The organism is Nitrosopumilus cobalaminigenes (genome assembly GCF_013407145.1).
Lineage (GTDB): Archaea > Thermoproteota > Nitrososphaeria > Nitrososphaerales > Nitrosopumilaceae > Nitrosopumilus > Nitrosopumilus cobalaminigenes.
In genome coordinates this window covers 1,223,619-1,240,092 of sequence record NZ_CP026993.1, presented here as the reverse complement: position 1 = coordinate 1,240,092, position 16,474 = coordinate 1,223,619, and the positions used below count along the sequence as shown (strand labels likewise).

Annotated in this window: 26 protein-coding genes and 1 tRNA gene; 18 read left to right on the top strand and 9 right to left on the bottom strand. The window is 32.5% G+C overall.

The window, feature by feature from the left end:
- The first annotated feature begins 12 nt into the window (after positions 1–12).
- From C5F47_RS07630 to C5F47_RS07595, 8 genes are all read left to right on the top strand, one after another.
- Positions 13–195, top strand: coding sequence for a 30S ribosomal protein S30e (locus tag C5F47_RS07630; protein WP_179360494.1), 183 nt, complete (start codon positions 13–15; stop codon positions 193–195).
- 82 nt (positions 196–277) lie between these two features.
- On the top strand, positions 278–1,534 hold the full coding sequence (gene radA, locus C5F47_RS07625; protein ID WP_179360493.1) for a DNA repair and recombination protein RadA: 1,257 nt from the start codon (positions 278–280) through the stop codon (positions 1,532–1,534).
- Between the two features lie 86 nt (positions 1,535–1,620).
- On the top strand, positions 1,621–2,676 hold the full coding sequence (rlmN, locus tag C5F47_RS07620; protein ID WP_179360492.1) for a dual-specificity RNA methyltransferase RlmN: 1,056 nt from the start codon (positions 1,621–1,623) through the stop codon (positions 2,674–2,676).
- A 56-nt stretch (positions 2,677–2,732) separates the two neighbouring features.
- Entirely contained in the window at positions 2,733–3,032 is a 300-nt protein-coding gene (locus C5F47_RS07615; RefSeq protein ID WP_179360491.1) for a 50S ribosomal protein L21, read from the top strand.
- 1 nt (position 3,033) lies between these two features.
- A complete protein-coding gene (locus C5F47_RS07610; RefSeq protein WP_179360490.1) occupies positions 3,034–3,360 on the top strand; it encodes an RNA polymerase Rpb4 in 327 nt (108 codons plus the stop codon).
- A gap of 20 nt (positions 3,361–3,380) precedes the next feature.
- The gene (locus C5F47_RS07605; protein ID WP_179360489.1) at positions 3,381–3,947 is read left to right on the top strand and encodes a DUF655 domain-containing protein; all 567 of its coding nucleotides are present in this window, start codon (positions 3,381–3,383) and stop codon (positions 3,945–3,947) included.
- Positions 3,944–4,651: a ribosomal RNA small subunit methyltransferase A gene (locus C5F47_RS07600; protein ID WP_179360488.1), complete on the top strand. Its 708-nt coding sequence runs from the start codon at positions 3,944–3,946 to the stop codon at positions 4,649–4,651. Before C5F47_RS07605 ends, C5F47_RS07600 begins: the two co-directional genes overlap by 4 nt.
- On the top strand, positions 4,626–5,159 hold the full coding sequence (locus tag C5F47_RS07595; protein WP_179360487.1) for a HemK2/MTQ2 family protein methyltransferase: 534 nt from the start codon (positions 4,626–4,628) through the stop codon (positions 5,157–5,159). The genes C5F47_RS07600 and C5F47_RS07595 overlap by 26 nt, the downstream gene beginning before the upstream one ends.
- Here C5F47_RS07595 and C5F47_RS07590 read toward each other — a convergent pair whose 3' ends face one another.
- The gene (locus C5F47_RS07590) at positions 5,160–6,191 is read right to left on the bottom strand and encodes an isocitrate/isopropylmalate dehydrogenase family protein (RefSeq protein WP_179360486.1); all 1,032 of its coding nucleotides are present in this window, start codon (positions 6,189–6,191) and stop codon (positions 5,160–5,162) included.
- 112 nt (positions 6,192–6,303) lie between these two features.
- On the opposite strand from C5F47_RS07590, the gene C5F47_RS07585 reads away from it, so the two are divergent.
- The 4 genes from C5F47_RS07585 (at position 6,304) to C5F47_RS07570 (ending at position 7,611) form a co-directional block, all read left to right on the top strand.
- Entirely contained in the window at positions 6,304–7,050 is a 747-nt protein-coding gene (locus tag C5F47_RS07585) for a metallophosphoesterase family protein (RefSeq protein ID WP_179360485.1), read from the top strand.
- Between the two features lie 33 nt (positions 7,051–7,083).
- Positions 7,084–7,170 (top strand) — tRNA-Ser (locus C5F47_RS07580).
- A 35-nt stretch (positions 7,171–7,205) separates the two neighbouring features.
- On the top strand, positions 7,206–7,367 hold the full coding sequence (locus tag C5F47_RS07575) for a hypothetical protein (protein ID WP_014963771.1): 162 nt from the start codon (positions 7,206–7,208) through the stop codon (positions 7,365–7,367).
- Positions 7,368–7,440: 73 nt separating this feature from the next.
- Entirely contained in the window at positions 7,441–7,611 is a 171-nt protein-coding gene (locus tag C5F47_RS07570) for a hypothetical protein (protein WP_179360484.1), read from the top strand.
- Here the strand turns inward: C5F47_RS07570 and C5F47_RS07565 are convergent.
- Positions 7,608–8,426, bottom strand: a complete 819-nt coding sequence (locus tag C5F47_RS07565; protein WP_179360483.1) for a SirB1 family protein — start codon at positions 8,424–8,426, stop codon at positions 7,608–7,610. The two genes, C5F47_RS07570 and C5F47_RS07565, sit on opposite strands and share 4 nt — an antisense overlap.
- A 3-nt stretch (positions 8,427–8,429) precedes the next feature.
- Positions 8,430–9,626: a hypothetical protein gene (locus tag C5F47_RS07560; protein ID WP_179360482.1), complete on the bottom strand. Its 1,197-nt coding sequence runs from the start codon at positions 9,624–9,626 to the stop codon at positions 8,430–8,432.
- Between the two features lie 95 nt (positions 9,627–9,721).
- Here C5F47_RS07560 and C5F47_RS07555 point away from each other — a divergent pair, with 95 nt between their 5' ends.
- The gene (locus tag C5F47_RS07555; protein WP_179360481.1) at positions 9,722–10,594 is read left to right on the top strand and encodes a methyltransferase domain-containing protein; all 873 of its coding nucleotides are present in this window, start codon (positions 9,722–9,724) and stop codon (positions 10,592–10,594) included.
- 17 nt (positions 10,595–10,611) lie between these two features.
- Here C5F47_RS07555 and C5F47_RS09825 read toward each other — a convergent pair whose 3' ends face one another.
- From C5F47_RS09825 to C5F47_RS07540, 4 genes are all read right to left on the bottom strand, one after another.
- Complete coding sequence (locus C5F47_RS09825) at positions 10,612–10,740, bottom strand: hypothetical protein (protein ID WP_281361075.1); 129 nt, start codon at positions 10,738–10,740, stop codon at positions 10,612–10,614.
- A gap of 80 nt (positions 10,741–10,820) precedes the next feature.
- Positions 10,821–11,297: a cupredoxin domain-containing protein gene (locus tag C5F47_RS07550; protein WP_179360480.1), complete on the bottom strand. Its 477-nt coding sequence runs from the start codon at positions 11,295–11,297 to the stop codon at positions 10,821–10,823.
- A 63-nt stretch (positions 11,298–11,360) separates the two neighbouring features.
- Positions 11,361–11,669: a hypothetical protein gene (locus tag C5F47_RS07545; protein WP_179360479.1), complete on the bottom strand. Its 309-nt coding sequence runs from the start codon at positions 11,667–11,669 to the stop codon at positions 11,361–11,363.
- Between the two features lie 4 nt (positions 11,670–11,673).
- The gene (locus C5F47_RS07540; protein WP_179360478.1) at positions 11,674–12,537 is read right to left on the bottom strand and encodes a prohibitin family protein; all 864 of its coding nucleotides are present in this window, start codon (positions 12,535–12,537) and stop codon (positions 11,674–11,676) included.
- Positions 12,538–12,640: 103 nt separating this feature from the next.
- Between C5F47_RS07540 and C5F47_RS07535 the strand changes: the two genes are divergently transcribed.
- From C5F47_RS07535 to C5F47_RS07530, 3 genes are all read left to right on the top strand, one after another.
- Positions 12,641–13,066, top strand: coding sequence for a hypothetical protein (locus C5F47_RS07535; RefSeq protein WP_179360477.1), 426 nt, complete (start codon positions 12,641–12,643; stop codon positions 13,064–13,066).
- Positions 13,067–13,227: 161 nt separating this feature from the next.
- A complete protein-coding gene (locus tag C5F47_RS09820) occupies positions 13,228–13,362 on the top strand; it encodes a hypothetical protein (RefSeq protein ID WP_281361074.1) in 135 nt (44 codons plus the stop codon).
- Between the two features lie 126 nt (positions 13,363–13,488).
- Positions 13,489–13,923, top strand: coding sequence for a hypothetical protein (locus tag C5F47_RS07530; RefSeq protein WP_179360476.1), 435 nt, complete (start codon positions 13,489–13,491; stop codon positions 13,921–13,923).
- 13 nt (positions 13,924–13,936) lie between these two features.
- Here the strand turns inward: C5F47_RS07530 and C5F47_RS07525 are convergent, their stop codons facing one another.
- Both C5F47_RS07525 and C5F47_RS07520 read right to left on the bottom strand, forming a co-directional pair.
- Entirely contained in the window at positions 13,937–14,197 is a 261-nt protein-coding gene (locus C5F47_RS07525) for a hypothetical protein (protein WP_179359958.1), read from the bottom strand.
- Between the two features lie 188 nt (positions 14,198–14,385).
- A complete protein-coding gene (locus C5F47_RS07520) occupies positions 14,386–14,652 on the bottom strand; it encodes a hypothetical protein (RefSeq protein WP_179360475.1) in 267 nt (88 codons plus the stop codon).
- Between the two features lie 152 nt (positions 14,653–14,804).
- Here C5F47_RS07520 and C5F47_RS07515 point away from each other — a divergent pair, with 152 nt between their 5' ends.
- Together C5F47_RS07515 and C5F47_RS07510 are read left to right on the top strand one after the other, a co-directional pair.
- Complete coding sequence (locus C5F47_RS07515) at positions 14,805–16,124, top strand: GNAT family N-acetyltransferase (protein WP_179360474.1); 1,320 nt, start codon at positions 14,805–14,807, stop codon at positions 16,122–16,124.
- Between the two features lie 164 nt (positions 16,125–16,288).
- Positions 16,289–16,450, top strand: coding sequence for a hypothetical protein (locus C5F47_RS07510; RefSeq protein ID WP_179360473.1), 162 nt, complete (start codon positions 16,289–16,291; stop codon positions 16,448–16,450).
- Positions 16,451–16,474 lie beyond the last annotated feature (24 nt).

Here is a 16,474-nt window from a genome sequence, read left to right as displayed (position 1 = left end):
ATATTTTAAAACATGGCAACACACGGTTCACTTACTAAAGCAGGCAAAGTAAGAGGTCAAACACCAAAAGTTGAAGGTAGAAAAATTGTAGGCACTAGTTCTAGTGTTGGTAACAAAAGTAACTTCAAGAAACGATTTGTTCTAGGTAGATTCCCTGGTCAAAATAAGCCTGGACAAAGAAGAAAGAGACGCTAGTCAACTTTTACTAAATTTAATTATCTTACGATCATTTTCTAAAACAATACTCTTATAAAGTACTGGTACCGTACTATACGGTATGGTAGAAGATTTAAGATTAGATAGTTTAGAGGGCGTAGGTCCTGTAACTACAAGAAAATTATCCGATGCAGGTGTCCACAACGTCATGGATCTCATCGTTAGAGGTCCTGTTGAAATTGCAGATATTACTGGAATGGAAAAGGATACTGCTGAGAAAATTGTCAATAAAGCCAGACAACATTTAGTTGAAGGCGGATTAATTGCTAAAGACTTTGTCAGTGCAAGTGAAATTTACAAGTATAGACAAAGTATTGGTAAAATTACAACTGGTACAAATTGTCTTGACACCCTATTTGATGGTGGTATAGAAACTCAAGCTTTGACAGAAGTTTATGGAGAGTTTGGTTGTGGTAAAACACAGTTTGCACATACCATGTCTGTGATGGTTCAAAAAAGTAAAGAAGAAGGTGGTCTTGAAGGCTCTGTTTTGTACATTGATACAGAAAATACTTTTAGACCTGAAAGAATTGTTTCCATTGCTCAAGCACATGATATGGATCCTGAAAAAGTTTTAGATAATATCATAGTGGCTCGTGCATATAACAGTGCACATCAAGTACTAATTCTTGAAGAAGCTGGACCTGTAATTGAAGAAAACAATGTTAAACTAATTGTTGCAGATTCTGCAGTTGGATTATTCCGTGCTGAATACCTTGGAAGAGGAACATTATCTGTAAGACAACAAAAACTAAATCATTTTGTTCATTTGTTGTCAAGAATTGCAGAAACATACAACTGTGCTGCAATTGCAACAAACCAAGTCATGGCATCACCTGATGTCTTTTTTGGAGATCCAACTCGTCCAATTGGTGGAAATGTAGTTGCACATACAAGTACATACAGAATTTACTTTAAGAAATCTGGTAAGAAACGAATTGCTAGAATGGTAGATAGTCCTCATCATCCTGAAGAGGAAGTAATCTTTGCTCTAGGTGAAGCAGGTATCATAGACCCTGAGGAAGTTGAGAAAAAGACAAAAAAGACTACTAAAAAAGCAACTACTAAAAAAACAACTACCAAAAAAGCCAAGGAGGCTGAGGTAGAGGCTACAGTAGAGACACCTGAGGTAGAGGCTACAGTAGAGACACCTGAGGTAGAGGCTACAGTAGAGACACCTGAGGTAGAGGCTACAGTAGAGACACCTGAGGTAGAGGCTACAGTAGAGACACCTGAGGTAGAGGCTACAGTAGAGACACCTGAGGTAAAGGCCAAGGTAGAAATCGAATCTGATGATTTCGATCCAGTAGAAGAGTAACCTACTCTTTTTCCTACTTTTTCATCCTTTATGATTTCATTAATGTGAAATCATAAAATATACTGTTTTGATTCTGTAAATACATCATGACAGATCTTTATCGATTACTTCCAGAGGAAATGGAACAACTTGTAATTGATATGGGTTATCCTAGATATAGAGCAGATCAAATTTTACTTCCACTATATTACAAATTTCCAAAAGATCTTAATGACATTCCACAGCTTCCAAAAAAACTACGAGAAGAACTAACTGCTGCAGGATATACAATTGGCTCTGCAAAAGAAACTCATCGTGTCGTAAGTGAAGATGGAGATACAACAAAATTATTACTCAATTTAACAAATGATAATTCTGTTGAAACTGTTTTGATGCAATATGATCCAACAAAGATAGGTGGTCACCCACGGTCAACTATCTGTGTTTCAACTCAAATTGGATGTGCAATGGGATGTGTATTTTGTGCAACTGGTCAAATGGGTTTTGAAACCAATCTAAAGGCGGAACATATTGTATCACAAGTAATTCATTTTGCAGAAATCTTACAACAGCGAGGAGAACATGTAACAAATTTGGTTTTTATGGGTATGGGAGAACCTATGGCAAACTATGATGAAATGATTAGAGCTGTGAGAATTTTAACACATGATAGAGGATTTGGTTTAGGCCAAAGACACATTACAATTTCCACCATTGGAATTAAATCTGGAATAGAAAAACTAGCAGAAGAAAATCTGCAAATTGGTCTTGCAATTTCACTTCATGCTCCAAACAACAAATTAAGAAAAGATTTGGTTCCAACAGCAACTCCTAATTCAGTAGAAGAAATAATTGAAATGGGTAGGAATTATTTCAAAAAAACTGGACGTCGTGTAACCTTTGAGTATGCATTAATGGCTGGAATTAATGATTCTCCTGAAATTGCAAAAGAATTAGCAGATCTTTTGAAAGGTAACGGTTCCCATGTCAATCTAATCCCAATCAATCCAACTGCTGGAGATTTTCAACGTCCATCAGAAGAAAATGTGCTTGAATTTGAGCGAATATTATCAAAGGCAGGAGTAAATTGCACAATCAGAATTGAAAAAGGTGCGGAAATTTCAGCTGCTTGTGGTCAGCTTAGAACCGATCTTATAGGCTAATTTTCACTGTATCTTGTTCTAAGTCTTAAAATAGGGCTTTCGGAGGTTTTACACTCATGGCAACTAAGAAATCTTCTGGTCGTTCCCATGGATTTAAACATAAATCAAGATCAGTAATGAAGAAAAAGGCCCCTAGAGGAGTCTCATTTTTGTTACGTGAATACCAAGAAGGTCAACAGGCACTTGTCATTATTGATTCAAGACAGCATAAAGGATTACCACATAGACGATATCATGGTAAAGTAGGTACGATTACAAAAGTCGGTAGACGTGCTATTACTTTAGATGTAAAACTAGGTGAAAAATCAAAAACCTTAATCACTAGATTGGATCACATAAAACCATTCGGTGTATAACATGGAAGAAGTAAAAAAGAAACAAGCAATTTCTCTTTCAGAAGTTAAAGAAATTTTAGGTAAAGTCGATGTTGAAGAAATGGATCAAATTCAACGTTGGACATATGATTATGTTTCAAAATTTGTAACAACTGAATCCAAAGATGCAAAAGAAATGAAAAAACAACTCATCAAAGAATGTGAATTAACTGAAGATGAAGCTGTTGAAATAGTTAACATTAGACCTACAAGTTTAGCTGAATTACGTTCCTTCACATTTGGTTGGAAAAAACTAATTCTTGCTGAAACCCTAGAAAAAATGCTCAAAATAATTAAGGAGCATTCGTAAGTTTTTAGGACTATTCAATTTTGTCTCGGGCACAATCCCCACCTAGAAGATATGAAGAGCATGCATATGTTTTAGATTTCAATCCTAGAGGAAAATCTTCTACAGTAAGAGGACGTGATGGAATTATCATTACTGCTATTGGAGAAGATAGGTTAACTATCTTAGAGATTCTTGGAATTCCAAATTCTACATTTGAGATTGGTGAGAAAATCTACATAGGAAAAGAAGGACGCACAAAAGTTTTGTCGGTATTAGGAAAAATGGATTATGATAAAATATCTTCCGTTGCTCAAAGTGAACTAGAGAGTGTTGTAGAAAACATTGTCACAAATAATGAAGAAAAATTTGTTACATATTTGAACAATGCACAACCATTAACCCCTCGAATTCATGCTCTTGAATTAATTCCTGGTATTGGAAAAACATACATGAAAACAATGCTTGAAGAAAGAGAAAAAGAAAAGTTTGCAAGTTATCAGGATTTACAAGAACGTGTAGGGTTCAAGGAACCAATTAAGCATATTTCAGAGCGTATTATGGATGAAATAACTGGTGAAAGTAGAATGAATCTCTTTGTAAAGAGATGATAAAGCGAAAACGATTCGGACAACACTTTCTAAACTCTAATTCTATAGCCAAATCAATAGTTGTTGAAGCACAAATTACAAAAAATGATATTGTCTTTGAGGTTGGGACTGGACAGGGAATTTTAACTCCGCTTTTATGTGAAAATGCTAAAAAAGTAATTTCTGTTGATGTAGATGAAACATTAGTTAAAAATGCGAAATCTAAATTTTCTACCCTTGAGAATCTTGTACTAAAATCTGGTGATGGTTTTAAAAAAAAAGACGTTTTCACTATTTTTGTCTCAAATCTTCCATATTCTAGAAGTAAAGATGCAATAGAATGGTTGGCAAAAACATCTTTTTCACATGGTGTAATAATGGTTCAAAAAGAATTTGCAGAAAAACTCTTGGCAAAGTCTTCAAAGAACAGAAAAGCTATTAGTATAATTGCAAATCATGCGTTTAAAATCACACTTTTATCCAAAGTAGGAAAAAATAATTTTTCACCTCCTCCAAAAATTGATTCTGTAATTCTTAAAATAGTGAAAAAAAATAAAATGTCAAAAGATCTTATTCAAACAATAAATAAAATATTTTCATATAGAAGGAAAACTGTGAAAAATATTTTAAAACAATTCAATATCGAAAGTGTAATAGATAAACGAGTAGACGATCTTTCTGGAGATGAAATAATTAATCTTGCAAACAAAATCCTTGAAAAATGATGAATATCCTCCTTCTGAGGATACCTTTTTCATTGTAGAGAATATTGAAAATGAAAAAGGAAATTATGCGTTAGATGTTGGGAGTGGTTCTGGATATTTGACAAAATTACTTGCTGAAAATTTTTCTTTTGTAGTTGGAACCGATATTAATTTTGATGTATTAAAAAACCAAACATACAAAACAGAAAATTTGGTTTGTTGCAGTGGATCAGAAGCGTTAAAAATAAAATTTAATTTTATTGTATGTAATTTACCATATCTTGCTACTGACAAAATCATAGATGTTGCAACAGACGGTGGTGCAGAAGGATTTGAAATTCCTAAAAAAATATTTGACTCTGTAGTTTGCAATATGGCTGAAAATGGAAAATTTGTATTTGTGACATCATCGTTATCTAATTACCAAAAACTAATAGATTATGCTCAAAAATTAGGCTTGAAAACACGAATTATGGCAAAAAAGAAATTATTTTTTGAAGAATTAATTCTTGTAGAAACTACTTGGTGATTACTTTCTTAGTTTTTCTTTGGCATATGTGATAATTGCATCAGTCATTTGAGTAGTGGATGCATCACCACCGATATCCCATGTTACTGCTTTTCCTTCATTGATTACTTGTTCAGTTGCAGCAAAAATAGCATCTCTTACTTCTCTTTCACCCATATAATCTGCCATCCATGCACCTGATAAAACAGTAGCAGTTGGATTTACTTTATTTTGTCCTGCAAATTGTGGGGCACTTCCATGTGCTGCTTCAAACATTGCATAATTATCTCCGATATTTGCAGAATAAATTAATCCAATTGATCCTACAAGGGCTGATGCCAATTCTGAAATAATATCCATAAATAAATTGGTACTGACTAATACTGCACCATCAAATTGTTCAGTTGCTATCACCATTTGTTGTGCCATGTTGTCTATGTAAATTTCAGATAATTCAATTCCTGTTCCTTCTACTGCTTTTTGTGTTTCATCCCAAAAAATCCCATCTGTTTGTTTTAGAATATTTCTTTTTGTAATTGCAACCATTTTTTTCATATTGAATCTATTTGCCCAATCCACTGCAGAATTAACTAATCTTCTACTTCCTTGTCTTGTAATCTTTCTAATTGCAATTGCTGCATCATCTGTAATTTTTGCTTCAACTCCTGTGTACAATCCTTCAGTAGCTTCTCTGAAACAAACACAATCCAGTTTTCTATTAGGAGTTAATCTATCATAAGTTTTAGTTGGTCTAATATTTGCATAAAGATCAAATTTTTGACGTAGTGTAACTGCAACGCTTCTAGGTGCACCTGGAACTGGAATTGTCGTAGTTGGACCTTTAAAACAACAGTCTGCTTCTTCCAATGTTTTCATGGTTGAATCAGGAATGTATGATGCATCTTTTCTGCCATTTTTATCCCATTGTTCTGAGCCTGCTTCGCATAGAATTAGCTCTGATTGAAAGTTACATTCCTTTAGAACTCTAAGCATTGAATCTACAACTTCAGGTCCAATACCATCCCCTTTCATTACAGCGGCTTTTTTACTCAAAACTGCAGATTTTTGAGGTGTTTATTATTTAATTCTACCTTGTCATTGAGAAATATTTTCTAGATATTTCATATGGCGATGATTAAATACCTAATTTAATAAATAATATTTAATGCAGATTGTTCAAATCTCTGATCTACATGTTGGTTCTCAATTTTTACAAGAAAAATTTGATATTTTAGTTGATGAAATAAATGAACTAAATCCAGATGTCATTATAGTTACTGGTGACTTGACAAATGAAGGGTTGATGAAAGAATATGAAAAATGTAAATCCCTTTTAGCAAAATTCAACACAAAAAAAATTATCACTATTAGTGGAAATCATGATTATAGAAACACAGGTTATCTGTTATTCAAAAAATTTTTTCCATTTGAAACTGTAAATGAGTTAGGTGATGATGTTGTACTAGTTACAGTTGGAACTGCTAGACCTGATAGAAATGAAGGAGAAGTTGGATATCGGCAAAACTTGTGGTTGGAGAGAACTATGAAAAAATACAAAGACAAGGTAAAGATTGTTGCAATGCATCATCATTTGATTGCCATTCCTGACACTGGTTCTGATCAACTAACCGTTGTTGATGCAGGTGATGTACTTCGAACAGTTTTGGATTCTAAAGTTGATGTAGTACTATGTGGACATAAGCATAGACCATGGGCTTGGAATTTTAGATCTCTCACTGTTGTGAATGCTGGAACAGCTACCTCTGAACGGGTGAGAGGATTTTTTGAAAATACTTACAATATTCTTACAATTTCTAACAAAAAAGTTCAGGTTGATCTCAAAATTGTTGGTGGAAAAAGACTACCAATTGATGAAATTGTGAATAATTACAGTCAATTTGCCGACGAGTGAATTTATTTACAGATAACTTCTAGGGCTCTTTATGCGGGGGTCGCCTAGCCTGGTAGGGCGTAGGATTGCTAATCCTATGTCCGCAAGGACACGGGGGTTCAAATCCCCCTCCCCGCGCCATTAAAACTTAATAGACCGATTCAAGAAGTTTTTTCATGGGACGAAGAAAAACACAAAAAATTATTCGTACTGGTCCAAAAAATGCCACTACTGGAATGTGTCCTGTTTGTAAGACAATTGGTAAAATTTTCATTCTTGGCTCACCTGGTGAAGAGCGAGCAAAATGTGAGAAATGCAGACAAGAATTTGAATTATAGTTCAAAAAGCTAACCTGCCCATCAAGATTTTTACCCATAACTTTTTAAGACAAATTTTTGCTGATAGATAATTATGAGTTCAGAAGCTGAAACCATCTATGAGAGAGTTGCAAAACTTGAAGATGAAATTGCATTGCTCAGAAGTGAAGTCGATATTCTAAAACAAGCATTAAGAAACAAAATTGCTCGTCATGAAATATCTATGATCAAGAAAGGAACAGATGTAGATTCTATCATTGATTAATTTTTTGTCTTTATACTTCTAATCAATTCTAAAATAAAATCCACATCTTCTGCATTTGGATTAATTTCTAAATATTTATTCAAATATTTTAAAGCAGTTTCAGAATTTTGTAATCTCTCTTCTATGATTCCTTTATCTCTTATGTCTTCAGGAGATTCTGGTTCAATTGCTAGAACCATGTTTACACAGCGTAGTGCTTTGTCATAAACAAATGATTGTACATATGAATTTTTTAAATTCCGCGTCAGACGAATTAGAATTTGCTCTGATTTTACTTCGTCTAGAAATTCTGGTTGAAATTCCAATTGGCCTCCATAATTTGCATCCAGAATATCTTGCAAGTCATCAACATCAAGTAAACGTCCATCATAAAATGGATCTAAAATCATTTCTTCATTATATTTTACCAAGATATGGCTAGGGAACCCAACAATCTTTAGATCTAATCCTACAAATTTTGCAATCTCTGCATAAAGAATTGAAATGGTGATGGGGAGTCCTGTTTTTTTGTCAATCACTTCATTTAGGAAATTATTTTTTGGATTATAGTAATCATCATCATCCCCACTAAAACCTAAATTTTCAAAAAGATGTTCATTTAACATTGAAATCAAATATGTTGGATTTTTGACATCGCTGATTGATTCTTTAAGAGATTTCCCTATTCGATTAATTTTTTTAACATATTCATCTACATCAAGATCTGGATATTCTAAAATCTGTGCAAATTTTAGACATTTCTCTACCAAGTTAAAATTTGGATTATTTACAAATGAAAGCCATTCTGCAACTAGCGGATCAAATTTTTCTTCCAATTATTACAAACTCAGTTTTTTGAGATATAATTGAGGATCTTTAAGTTCTCTAGTATTTGGAGGAATTTCTATCATTTTTTTGAAGGTGTCTTTGCCAAGTTTTTCATATACTATTTTTGTAAAGTCTTTGCCCATACTCTTCCTGACTTGATATGCTGAAAAATCAGTTCCCATAAACGTAGAAAGATAATTTTGGAAATCTTGATCATCTTTCAAGATATTTTCAATTGCAAATGCTGCCATTCCTTCCATTGCAGTAAATGCTGCATGGTGCTGTTGAATAGGAACAAGCCATTTCTTGTAAATTTCTAAAAGCTCTGGAATTGATTCTCCTATTTTTGGGTCTATCTCTACATGAGTAAATGTCATGACGTCAGGACCGATTTGCTCAATTAGGAAATGATCTGGGTTCAAAAAGAAAAATAAATTTGCTTTTTTTGCAAATGGAAAATCATCTGGAACTGCTTGTAATTGACAATATTCTGATAATTTGTTTACTGTTTCAGTATCTAGAGATAAGATTATTTTTGCCAATTCTTCATTTATTTTGTTTACTTCTGTTGCAGCATTTTTGTTTACTTGTTGGAGATTCTTTTGTGCAGAATGAATCAATTCTTCTAGAACAGTCATTTTTACTGCACCAAGATATCCTGAATTTACATTTTCAAATCTTGATTCATAGGGTTCTCCTTGTTTATGCAAAATAATTTGCGGATATCTCGATAAAATGAATTTGTTTAAATAAATAACTGAATCAAGATAATCGCCATACGTTGTTGTAATTTTAGAAATGTATTGAATTGCATATGTTGAATACACTAAATATTTTGCAGTATCTTGTTGCATTAACTGTGCAATTTTTGTAAGATCTTCTTTTGCAACTGCATTAAATAATTCAGTAACAAATTCTTTTGATTCACTATCTGCAAACACTTTGTTGCCTTTAATTTTTTTTAACTCACTTAATTCTGGGAATTTTAATACAATATCTTCTGGGACTTTGACTCCAAGAAACTCTTCAACTTTATTTTTAAAATCCGGCAATACTGAATTTGCAATTTCATCTAACTCTTTGAATTGTACTTTGTTTGCAATGTCGTCATTAGCTTTTACAGCTAATTCGATAATTTCTTTTTCTTCATCTAATTCTACTGATAATTGCCCAAATAGTGCCTCTGCAAACTCTTGAAATTCTCCCAATTTGCATAAAATCTAGGAATACTCCATTTAAGATTAACTTGTTTTTCTTATCCAATAAATTATTAATTCAAAAATTACTGTTATGATATCTGAAAATGTTAGAATCCAGTCTTGAATTTTTAAGGTGTGTTAGATGTTGCTCAAAATTAGAATTAATTGTATTCAAGTCTGAAAGAGAAATCTTAGAGGGGATGCTGGAATGCAAAAAATGTAATTCAAAATATCCAATAATTGAAAAAATTCCCATCATGTGGGATAATTTTTCAAAATACCTTTCTTTACGAAAAAAATTGGGTGGACAAATTTATGGATTAATTGAAAATTCCACACTAAAGCAATTTTGTAAAATATCCTTATCAAATGTTAAAAAAATTGACGATGATAGAACTGATCTAGAAGAACGATGGTCTAAAATCTATCAAAACAGTAAATCTTCAAAATTTTACTCTCATATGAAAAAAAGCATTGATTTTGTTAAAAAATCAAATCTTGTTTTAGAATATGGCTGTTCAATTGGAATCATGACTTCATTTTTAGCTCAATCGCATGATATGGTATTTGGAATTGATAGATCCTTTACAGCATTAAGAATTGCAAAAAAATTATACAAAAATAATCTTGATTATGTTGTTGCTGATTTTTTATCGCCCGTGTTTGGTAAATCTAAATTTGATCTTGTTTTAGCTTTGAATGTTTTAGAATTGGTGGAACCTTTGAAATTATTAAATTATATTTCAAAACAGATTGATACTGGACATTTCATTATAACTGACCCATATGATTTTGATCGAGGTATTAACTCTGTCAAAAATCCCCTTAATGAAAAATCTTTACGTACAAATCTTGAAAAATTTGGATTTAAAATTGCATCTAAAACTAAATCTCCTTCTCATATTACATGGGAATTGAAACTCAATCCACGTGCCAAATTGAACTATGATGTAGACTTGATAATTTGTAAAAAATAGAAATGCCACTCATAAAATCACATTTCTACTTTGGTATTTTTTGATTGTTCTTTTAATTTCTTGAGAAATTCATTAGTTTTGAGTTTTAACTCTATCATGATTTCTTGCTCTGTATCTTTTAGCTCTTTTTTTGAATCCGTATCCATAACCCTACATACCTTTTTCAGGACTTGCTTTGGAATCTATTTAAGAAATTGTCTTGTTTTACTTCAACAAACAGTTTATTCTAAATCAGATCTTTCCAAATTCCTTGAAAACCATCACTTGGCACTACCGAAACAATTTTGATTTTCCCCAATGGGATTAGATTTTGTTTCTTGTCATAGTATGTGAATTCACCTTCTTTATCTGGATAGATGGTTATAGTATCTTGTTGACCTGGTTCTAATAATTCGGTTTGAACGTTAAATCCATCAATGTAAAGTCTATGAAATGTTGTTCCATTATTAATTACAGTTAGAATATACGCAAATGATGTACGTGATAATAAAGTTGGATTTGTGTCTCCTTTCACTCCTTTAATTCCTCTGACTTGAGTTTCTCCGTCAATGTCTTCAAAAACTATTGTTTGTTCTACTGTTTCTGCCCAAAAAATTTCAACATGTCTTACATTTCCCTGCCCTACAAATCCTACCATGGCAGCTAATCCTATCATGCCTGCTATCATGGCTGAAATTACCAAAATTTTGTCATTTGACTTCAATTCTATACTATGACATGTATTTTCTCCTTTAAGAAATAGATGAGATTTTGCAGTATTGAGAATCTAGTCGTTTCTTTCTTTATTTTTTGTATTATCTCTAATTGAATCATACATTGCAAGGAATTGTTCAGGTTCATTTTGTCTATAATTTTTTTCAAGACTTTGAATTTCTTTATGAGTTAATCTCTCCCCTTTGAAATCATAATATTCTTTGATTATTTCTGAAGGTGTTTTTTTGATGTTGTATTTTTGAAGTGTCTGATTAACAGATCTTTTTGCAAGTATGTCTCGTAGCACAAATTTGTGAATTAGATAAGAAGATAATCCGACAATTGTAACTATAAGAATTGGTATTATGATAATTGCTGCCATCTGACTAAGGCTTTACTGGAATTTGTATAAATGGTGTTCCCCCCTCGCCTACGACTAGAGGAAGTTTTCCATCCCATGCTTGAGTCTTTAACCAATCAAGATAATTTGGATTCTCTGCTAATGCTTTGTTGATTATGGCAATTGCTTCAGCCTCACCTCTGGCTTCTGCAATGTTTGCGTTTGCTAAACCTATGGCGTTTGCTTCTGCTTGTCTAGCTTCAACTTCAATCCTTTTCAAGTCATTTTCTGCTCTAAGTGCATTTTGTTCTGCCTCTACTTTAGATTCAATTGCAGATGCAAATAATGCCGAGAATTCAAAATCTGTAATTGAAATTACTTCTGTTACAACATTAAATTGATTTAATCTCTCTCTAATTGAAAATTCTATATCTTGTTTCACTAGGGGTCTTTTTGTAATTAATTCTTCAGCATTATAATTTGCAGTGACTTGTTTTACAGTTTCTTCTATAGCTGGCTGAATTACTCTATTTTCATAATCAAGTCCTAGATTTTTGTATAAATTGTGGACTTGTTCTTTATCTGGATGATAGTTGACTGTAACTGTAGTTTCTACTGTTTGCAAATCTCTTGATGCACTTCTAGCTTCACTTGCATATTTGAGAGTACGAACCTCGATGTTAATTACTTCATCTTGGAAAGGAATTACAAAATGTATTCCTTCTTCAAGTGGTGGTTTAGTAAGATCAACTGCATTCCAATGTAGTAGCACTCCTCTATGACCTGCATCAACTATTTTTACAGAAGCTGATGCCACAACACCGATAATAATTAAAAGAAGAATTGCAATTAGAACTGCCTTCATTGGGCCCATGTTTACATTAACTTTAGGAGATTGATACTTCGACACTATTTCTAGTACCTATCTTCTACTATTATACCAATCTACTGAGGGTTAGTCCGTACTAAGTTTACTCTTAACAAATTTATGCTATTCATGCATGAGATAACTAATGGCAGATCCTAATTTTTCTTGGATATACATCGTAATTTTCTTAGCAATTCCACTAGCAAGAATTATTCCTCGCCTTTTAGCAAAAAAAGGAATAGGGAAAAGTTTCATTCCACAACAACAAAAACAATTTGAATCTGCTTCTTCAGACTCTATTCCCGAACAACAAGCAGAATCATTTGAATCTAGAATGGATACTTCAAAACCTCAATCTAAAAATGAACTTGTTTTAGGAGCATTAAATCGAGGATCACATTCCTTTGAAAAAATTCAAAAGAATACTGGATTGGATAGTCAAGATCTTGATTCAATCTTAGAAGATTTAGAAAAAAATGGATTACTAAAAGTAGTTCAGAAACAAGGATTGTTTGGTCCTAAAACAGAATTATATCCTACTGATAAAGGGTTTAAGGAATATTATTCATAGAGTCCTCTTTTTTGGATAGTCTATGTGCCAAGTGGCTGTTTCACAAATCTATCGATGGAAATTCAAGTTGAGTTGATTCTAAATCAAATCAGCTAGTTATTTGAAAAAAGAACAGAGTCAATTTAGAACTAGTTGATAAGGAAATCAACACTAGATACGTCATGATTGAATGGATATTTCCACTATATCATTTTGCAGAATATGCTGCATATGGTATATTGACTAAGATGAAAAGACCAAGACAAGCACATAGAAATTATGAGTTTGACAAAGAAATACTGGAATGGTACAAGTAATGAGGTCTATGGCATGGGAAACTGCTGAATAGTAGAGAAGATTCAAGCCATAACTGAATCACCCATTCTAGATTTGTAGATATCAAAACGGCAAGATCTTAAATGATATGAAGAGGCAATGGTATCATGAGTGACAATTCCAAGTCAAATGACATAAATCAAAAAGATAATGACATTTCAGTTTGTGATGTATTAAAAATAGATACCTCGAGAATAATAAAAAAATTAGAGTCACAGACACCTGCAATATTTCAAAACTATTCAAATCTATATACGCAGTATTTGCACATGTGGGATGATCTATTTGGAACATGCTATATATCAGAAAAAGAATTTTTTGACAAGCTCAACATTGATCCTGTAATTCTAAAACAAATCAAAGAAAACTCAGAGGTATATACAAACAACTTTCTAGAATTCATAGACATGAATGCAAGGTTCATGGAAGATTATTTTAAAATGAGAAATTCTGCAATAAAATCATACGATAATTTTATGCATACTGTGATGGAATCATACGCCAAGACATTGTCACAATTTAACAAATCAAATAAAAAATAGAACCAAACTCGATCTACTGAGTTTGAGATGCTCGTTTTACGGCTTGCTGATAAACTGATTTTTTCTTATTGGCAGCTTTTTCAGCGGTTCTTAGTGCTTTCTTCAAACTTTTGATCTTGGTGTTTGCCTTTAGTAGTTCTCTTTTTCTTTTGTTTGCTACTAGAGTTGCTCTACGCTTTGCCTTACTAGCTGGTTTTGATCTTCTTACAGTTTTCTTGGCTTTTGCAGTAGTTTTTTTAGCAGTTCGTCTTACAGCACGTTTTTTTGTTGCCATGAGGCATAGAAAAAAATTGAATTCTAAATACTGTGTAGATTAACTATTTTTAAGTAAAGATTGACAAATTAGCCTTGCAATCATATAGAGAGATCAAAGAAGTCACATGCAAAATAAATTCAAAAACTACATTTCTAAAAAATATTCTATGTTGGTAATCTAAAGTAAAAATAAATTTGAATCTTAAATTATACAATAATTTCTCTGTCAAGTTTGCTTAATGCCCATTCAATTATCTCATGTTTTTGATGTGACCATCTATAATGAGATGCAGCATGTTTTTTGTTTGCAGACATTTCTGCATAGGCACATAATTCACAAGATTCTGAGATGTCTGTAAGATGTTTGATGATTTCTTCTCGGTGACCTGCAAGATGAATTTGCCATGATGTCCTAGTGGCAGTAATTTGTTTTGAGTTATCACAGTAAGGACACATGCTTTTGATGTAGGTCATAATGCTCTATTTCGTACTCTTTTGATAATATTAAACCACTTAAAAACAAATTATTTGATTGTATTCTGGGTTTTAATCTCATTTCGTTATAAGTGCAAATCAGGAAAATATATCCAGCATATGCTATATAGGAAAATAATTACAGTAGAACATTGTCTAGTACTAAAATCCCAAACATTGCAGAATTACGAGATATTATCCTAGAGTTACTACGAAAAGAAAAACTTGAAGATTCTCATTATGTTGAACTTTTAGATTATTGTTTAGAAAAATTTGGAGAATTAAATCTGAATAGAAATTATTACGGATACCATAATTTGAGTCATGAACTGGTAGTTACAAACAACACATTACTTGCAGCAAGAGGCTCAGAATTCAAAGAACTTATCTCATCTGAGGATTTCAAACATTTGTTTGTAGCTGCATTATTTCACGATTATGATCCTGACAAAGAACAAGATAAACCTCGTGAAATTGAAGCATCTGAATTTGTAGTATCTGATAATAAACTTCAAATGTTATTCAAGAAAGCAGAAATTGATCCTCATTTAGTTGCTTTACTGATATTGAGAACCACTTATCCGTGGAAATTAAAACGACGTGAATTAGAACCCTTGCTTCGAAATCATTTCTCCCAATCAAAATATTCTGATGATGAAGAAAAGCAGAAACATTATTTGTATTTAGGATGGTTCATGTCTGTCGCAGACAGAATGGGAGCTTATGCTTTAGGAGATTTTCTTGACGCCATTGAACTTGCAAAGAAAAATTCTCATTCTTTAGGATGGGATCCTGAATATTTGATTAGACGTAGTGTTCTCTTTTTTGAAACATTACTAAATGACGAACATGAAATGGCAGACAAAGTCATGCGTTCCATACCAAAAAGTATGAGAAAAAAATTCATGGAAAATGTTATGATGTTTTACAAATTACGTCAAAAAGAACTTGAAGTAAAGGCAGCAATATCTTACGAGCAAATTGAGCTTGTAGCAAATATCGAAAACATAACAGATGATCGTCAATTTGGAGAAATTCTTTTTGATATATTTGATGAATTGCCAGATCCTTTACAGTTCAAAAAAACAACATTTTTTGAATCACTAAACAACCCAAAAACAATTCTTGTGACTTTGAGAGTAGGTTCAGATACAGGAGAAATTATCGGGTTTGCTAAAGGTGCGCCACTTGAAGAATATTCTCTCCCCAAAGATATCAAAGACGAAAACATTGGCAAAAATAACTCTGTATTTTTAGAACCTTTGGCAATCAAGGCAGGTTATTGGGGTCATGGTGGTGGCTCTAAAATGAGAAAAGTGTTTAGAAAATTTGCAAAAGAGAAAAAATATGTCTATTTGACAGGATTGCAATTACGTGAAGTTATTCAAAATAGAATTAATCGTGAAGACAAAATTGAATTTGTTCAGCAATTAGATCCTGAAAAACTAGACTACTATAGAGTAACTCTTTAAAAAATTAAACATACATGATTTTGTAACTGGAAAATTTTCTAAACTTTCTTAATTATTGACTTGAATGAAAATAAAGTCAACTAGTTATTGAATTTCTGATTATTCACAAAATCATTACTCTTTAAATAATAAATCGACAAGTAATGTTATGAGATGTCCAAACTGTGGAAATCAAGCAAGTTGGAGAGATCCTGACTGCAACAAATGTGATTACACACTACACCAAAAAAATTGCAAGGGTAAAGCTTCTGACTGCAAATGCCATGAGATTAATGAACAGGCTTGGAATCAGAAAAAATCTGCCCAGTCTTGATGTAATAGTATAAACCCTAGAAAAAATATAGGAAAAT

Bases quoted from the DNA above. Each gene is read 5' to 3' on its own strand.
- C5F47_RS07630 (WP_179360494.1), top strand. From the start codon at position 13: ATGGCAACACACGGTTCACTTACTAAAGCAGGCAAAGTAAGAGGTCAA.
- radA (WP_179360493.1), top strand. From the start codon at position 278: ATGGTAGAAGATTTAAGATTAGATAGTTTAGAGGGCGTAGGTCCTGTA.
- rlmN (WP_179360492.1), top strand. From the start codon at position 1,621: ATGACAGATCTTTATCGATTACTTCCAGAGGAAATGGAACAACTTGTA.
- C5F47_RS07615 (WP_179360491.1), top strand. From the start codon at position 2,733: ATGGCAACTAAGAAATCTTCTGGTCGTTCCCATGGATTTAAACATAAA.
- C5F47_RS07610 (WP_179360490.1), top strand. From the start codon at position 3,034: ATGGAAGAAGTAAAAAAGAAACAAGCAATTTCTCTTTCAGAAGTTAAA.
- C5F47_RS07600 (WP_179360488.1), top strand. From the start codon at position 3,944: ATGATAAAGCGAAAACGATTCGGACAACACTTTCTAAACTCTAATTCT.
- C5F47_RS07585 (WP_179360485.1), top strand. From the start codon at position 6,304: ATGCAGATTGTTCAAATCTCTGATCTACATGTTGGTTCTCAATTTTTA.
- C5F47_RS07575 (WP_014963771.1), top strand. From the start codon at position 7,206: ATGGGACGAAGAAAAACACAAAAAATTATTCGTACTGGTCCAAAAAAT.
- C5F47_RS07570 (WP_179360484.1), top strand. From the start codon at position 7,441: ATGAGTTCAGAAGCTGAAACCATCTATGAGAGAGTTGCAAAACTTGAA.
- C5F47_RS07555 (WP_179360481.1), top strand. From the start codon at position 9,722: ATGTTAGAATCCAGTCTTGAATTTTTAAGGTGTGTTAGATGTTGCTCA.
- C5F47_RS09825 (WP_281361075.1), bottom strand. From the start codon at position 10,740: ATGGATACGGATTCAAAAAAAGAGCTAAAAGATACAGAGCAAGAAATC.
- C5F47_RS07545 (WP_179360479.1), bottom strand. From the start codon at position 11,669: ATGGCAGCAATTATCATAATACCAATTCTTATAGTTACAATTGTCGGA.
- C5F47_RS07535 (WP_179360477.1), top strand. From the start codon at position 12,641: ATGGCAGATCCTAATTTTTCTTGGATATACATCGTAATTTTCTTAGCA.
- C5F47_RS09820 (WP_281361074.1), top strand. From the start codon at position 13,228: ATGATTGAATGGATATTTCCACTATATCATTTTGCAGAATATGCTGCA.
- C5F47_RS07530 (WP_179360476.1), top strand. From the start codon at position 13,489: ATGAGTGACAATTCCAAGTCAAATGACATAAATCAAAAAGATAATGAC.
- C5F47_RS07525 (WP_179359958.1), bottom strand. From the start codon at position 14,197: ATGGCAACAAAAAAACGTGCTGTAAGACGAACTGCTAAAAAAACTACT.
- C5F47_RS07520 (WP_179360475.1), bottom strand. From the start codon at position 14,652: ATGACCTACATCAAAAGCATGTGTCCTTACTGTGATAACTCAAAACAA.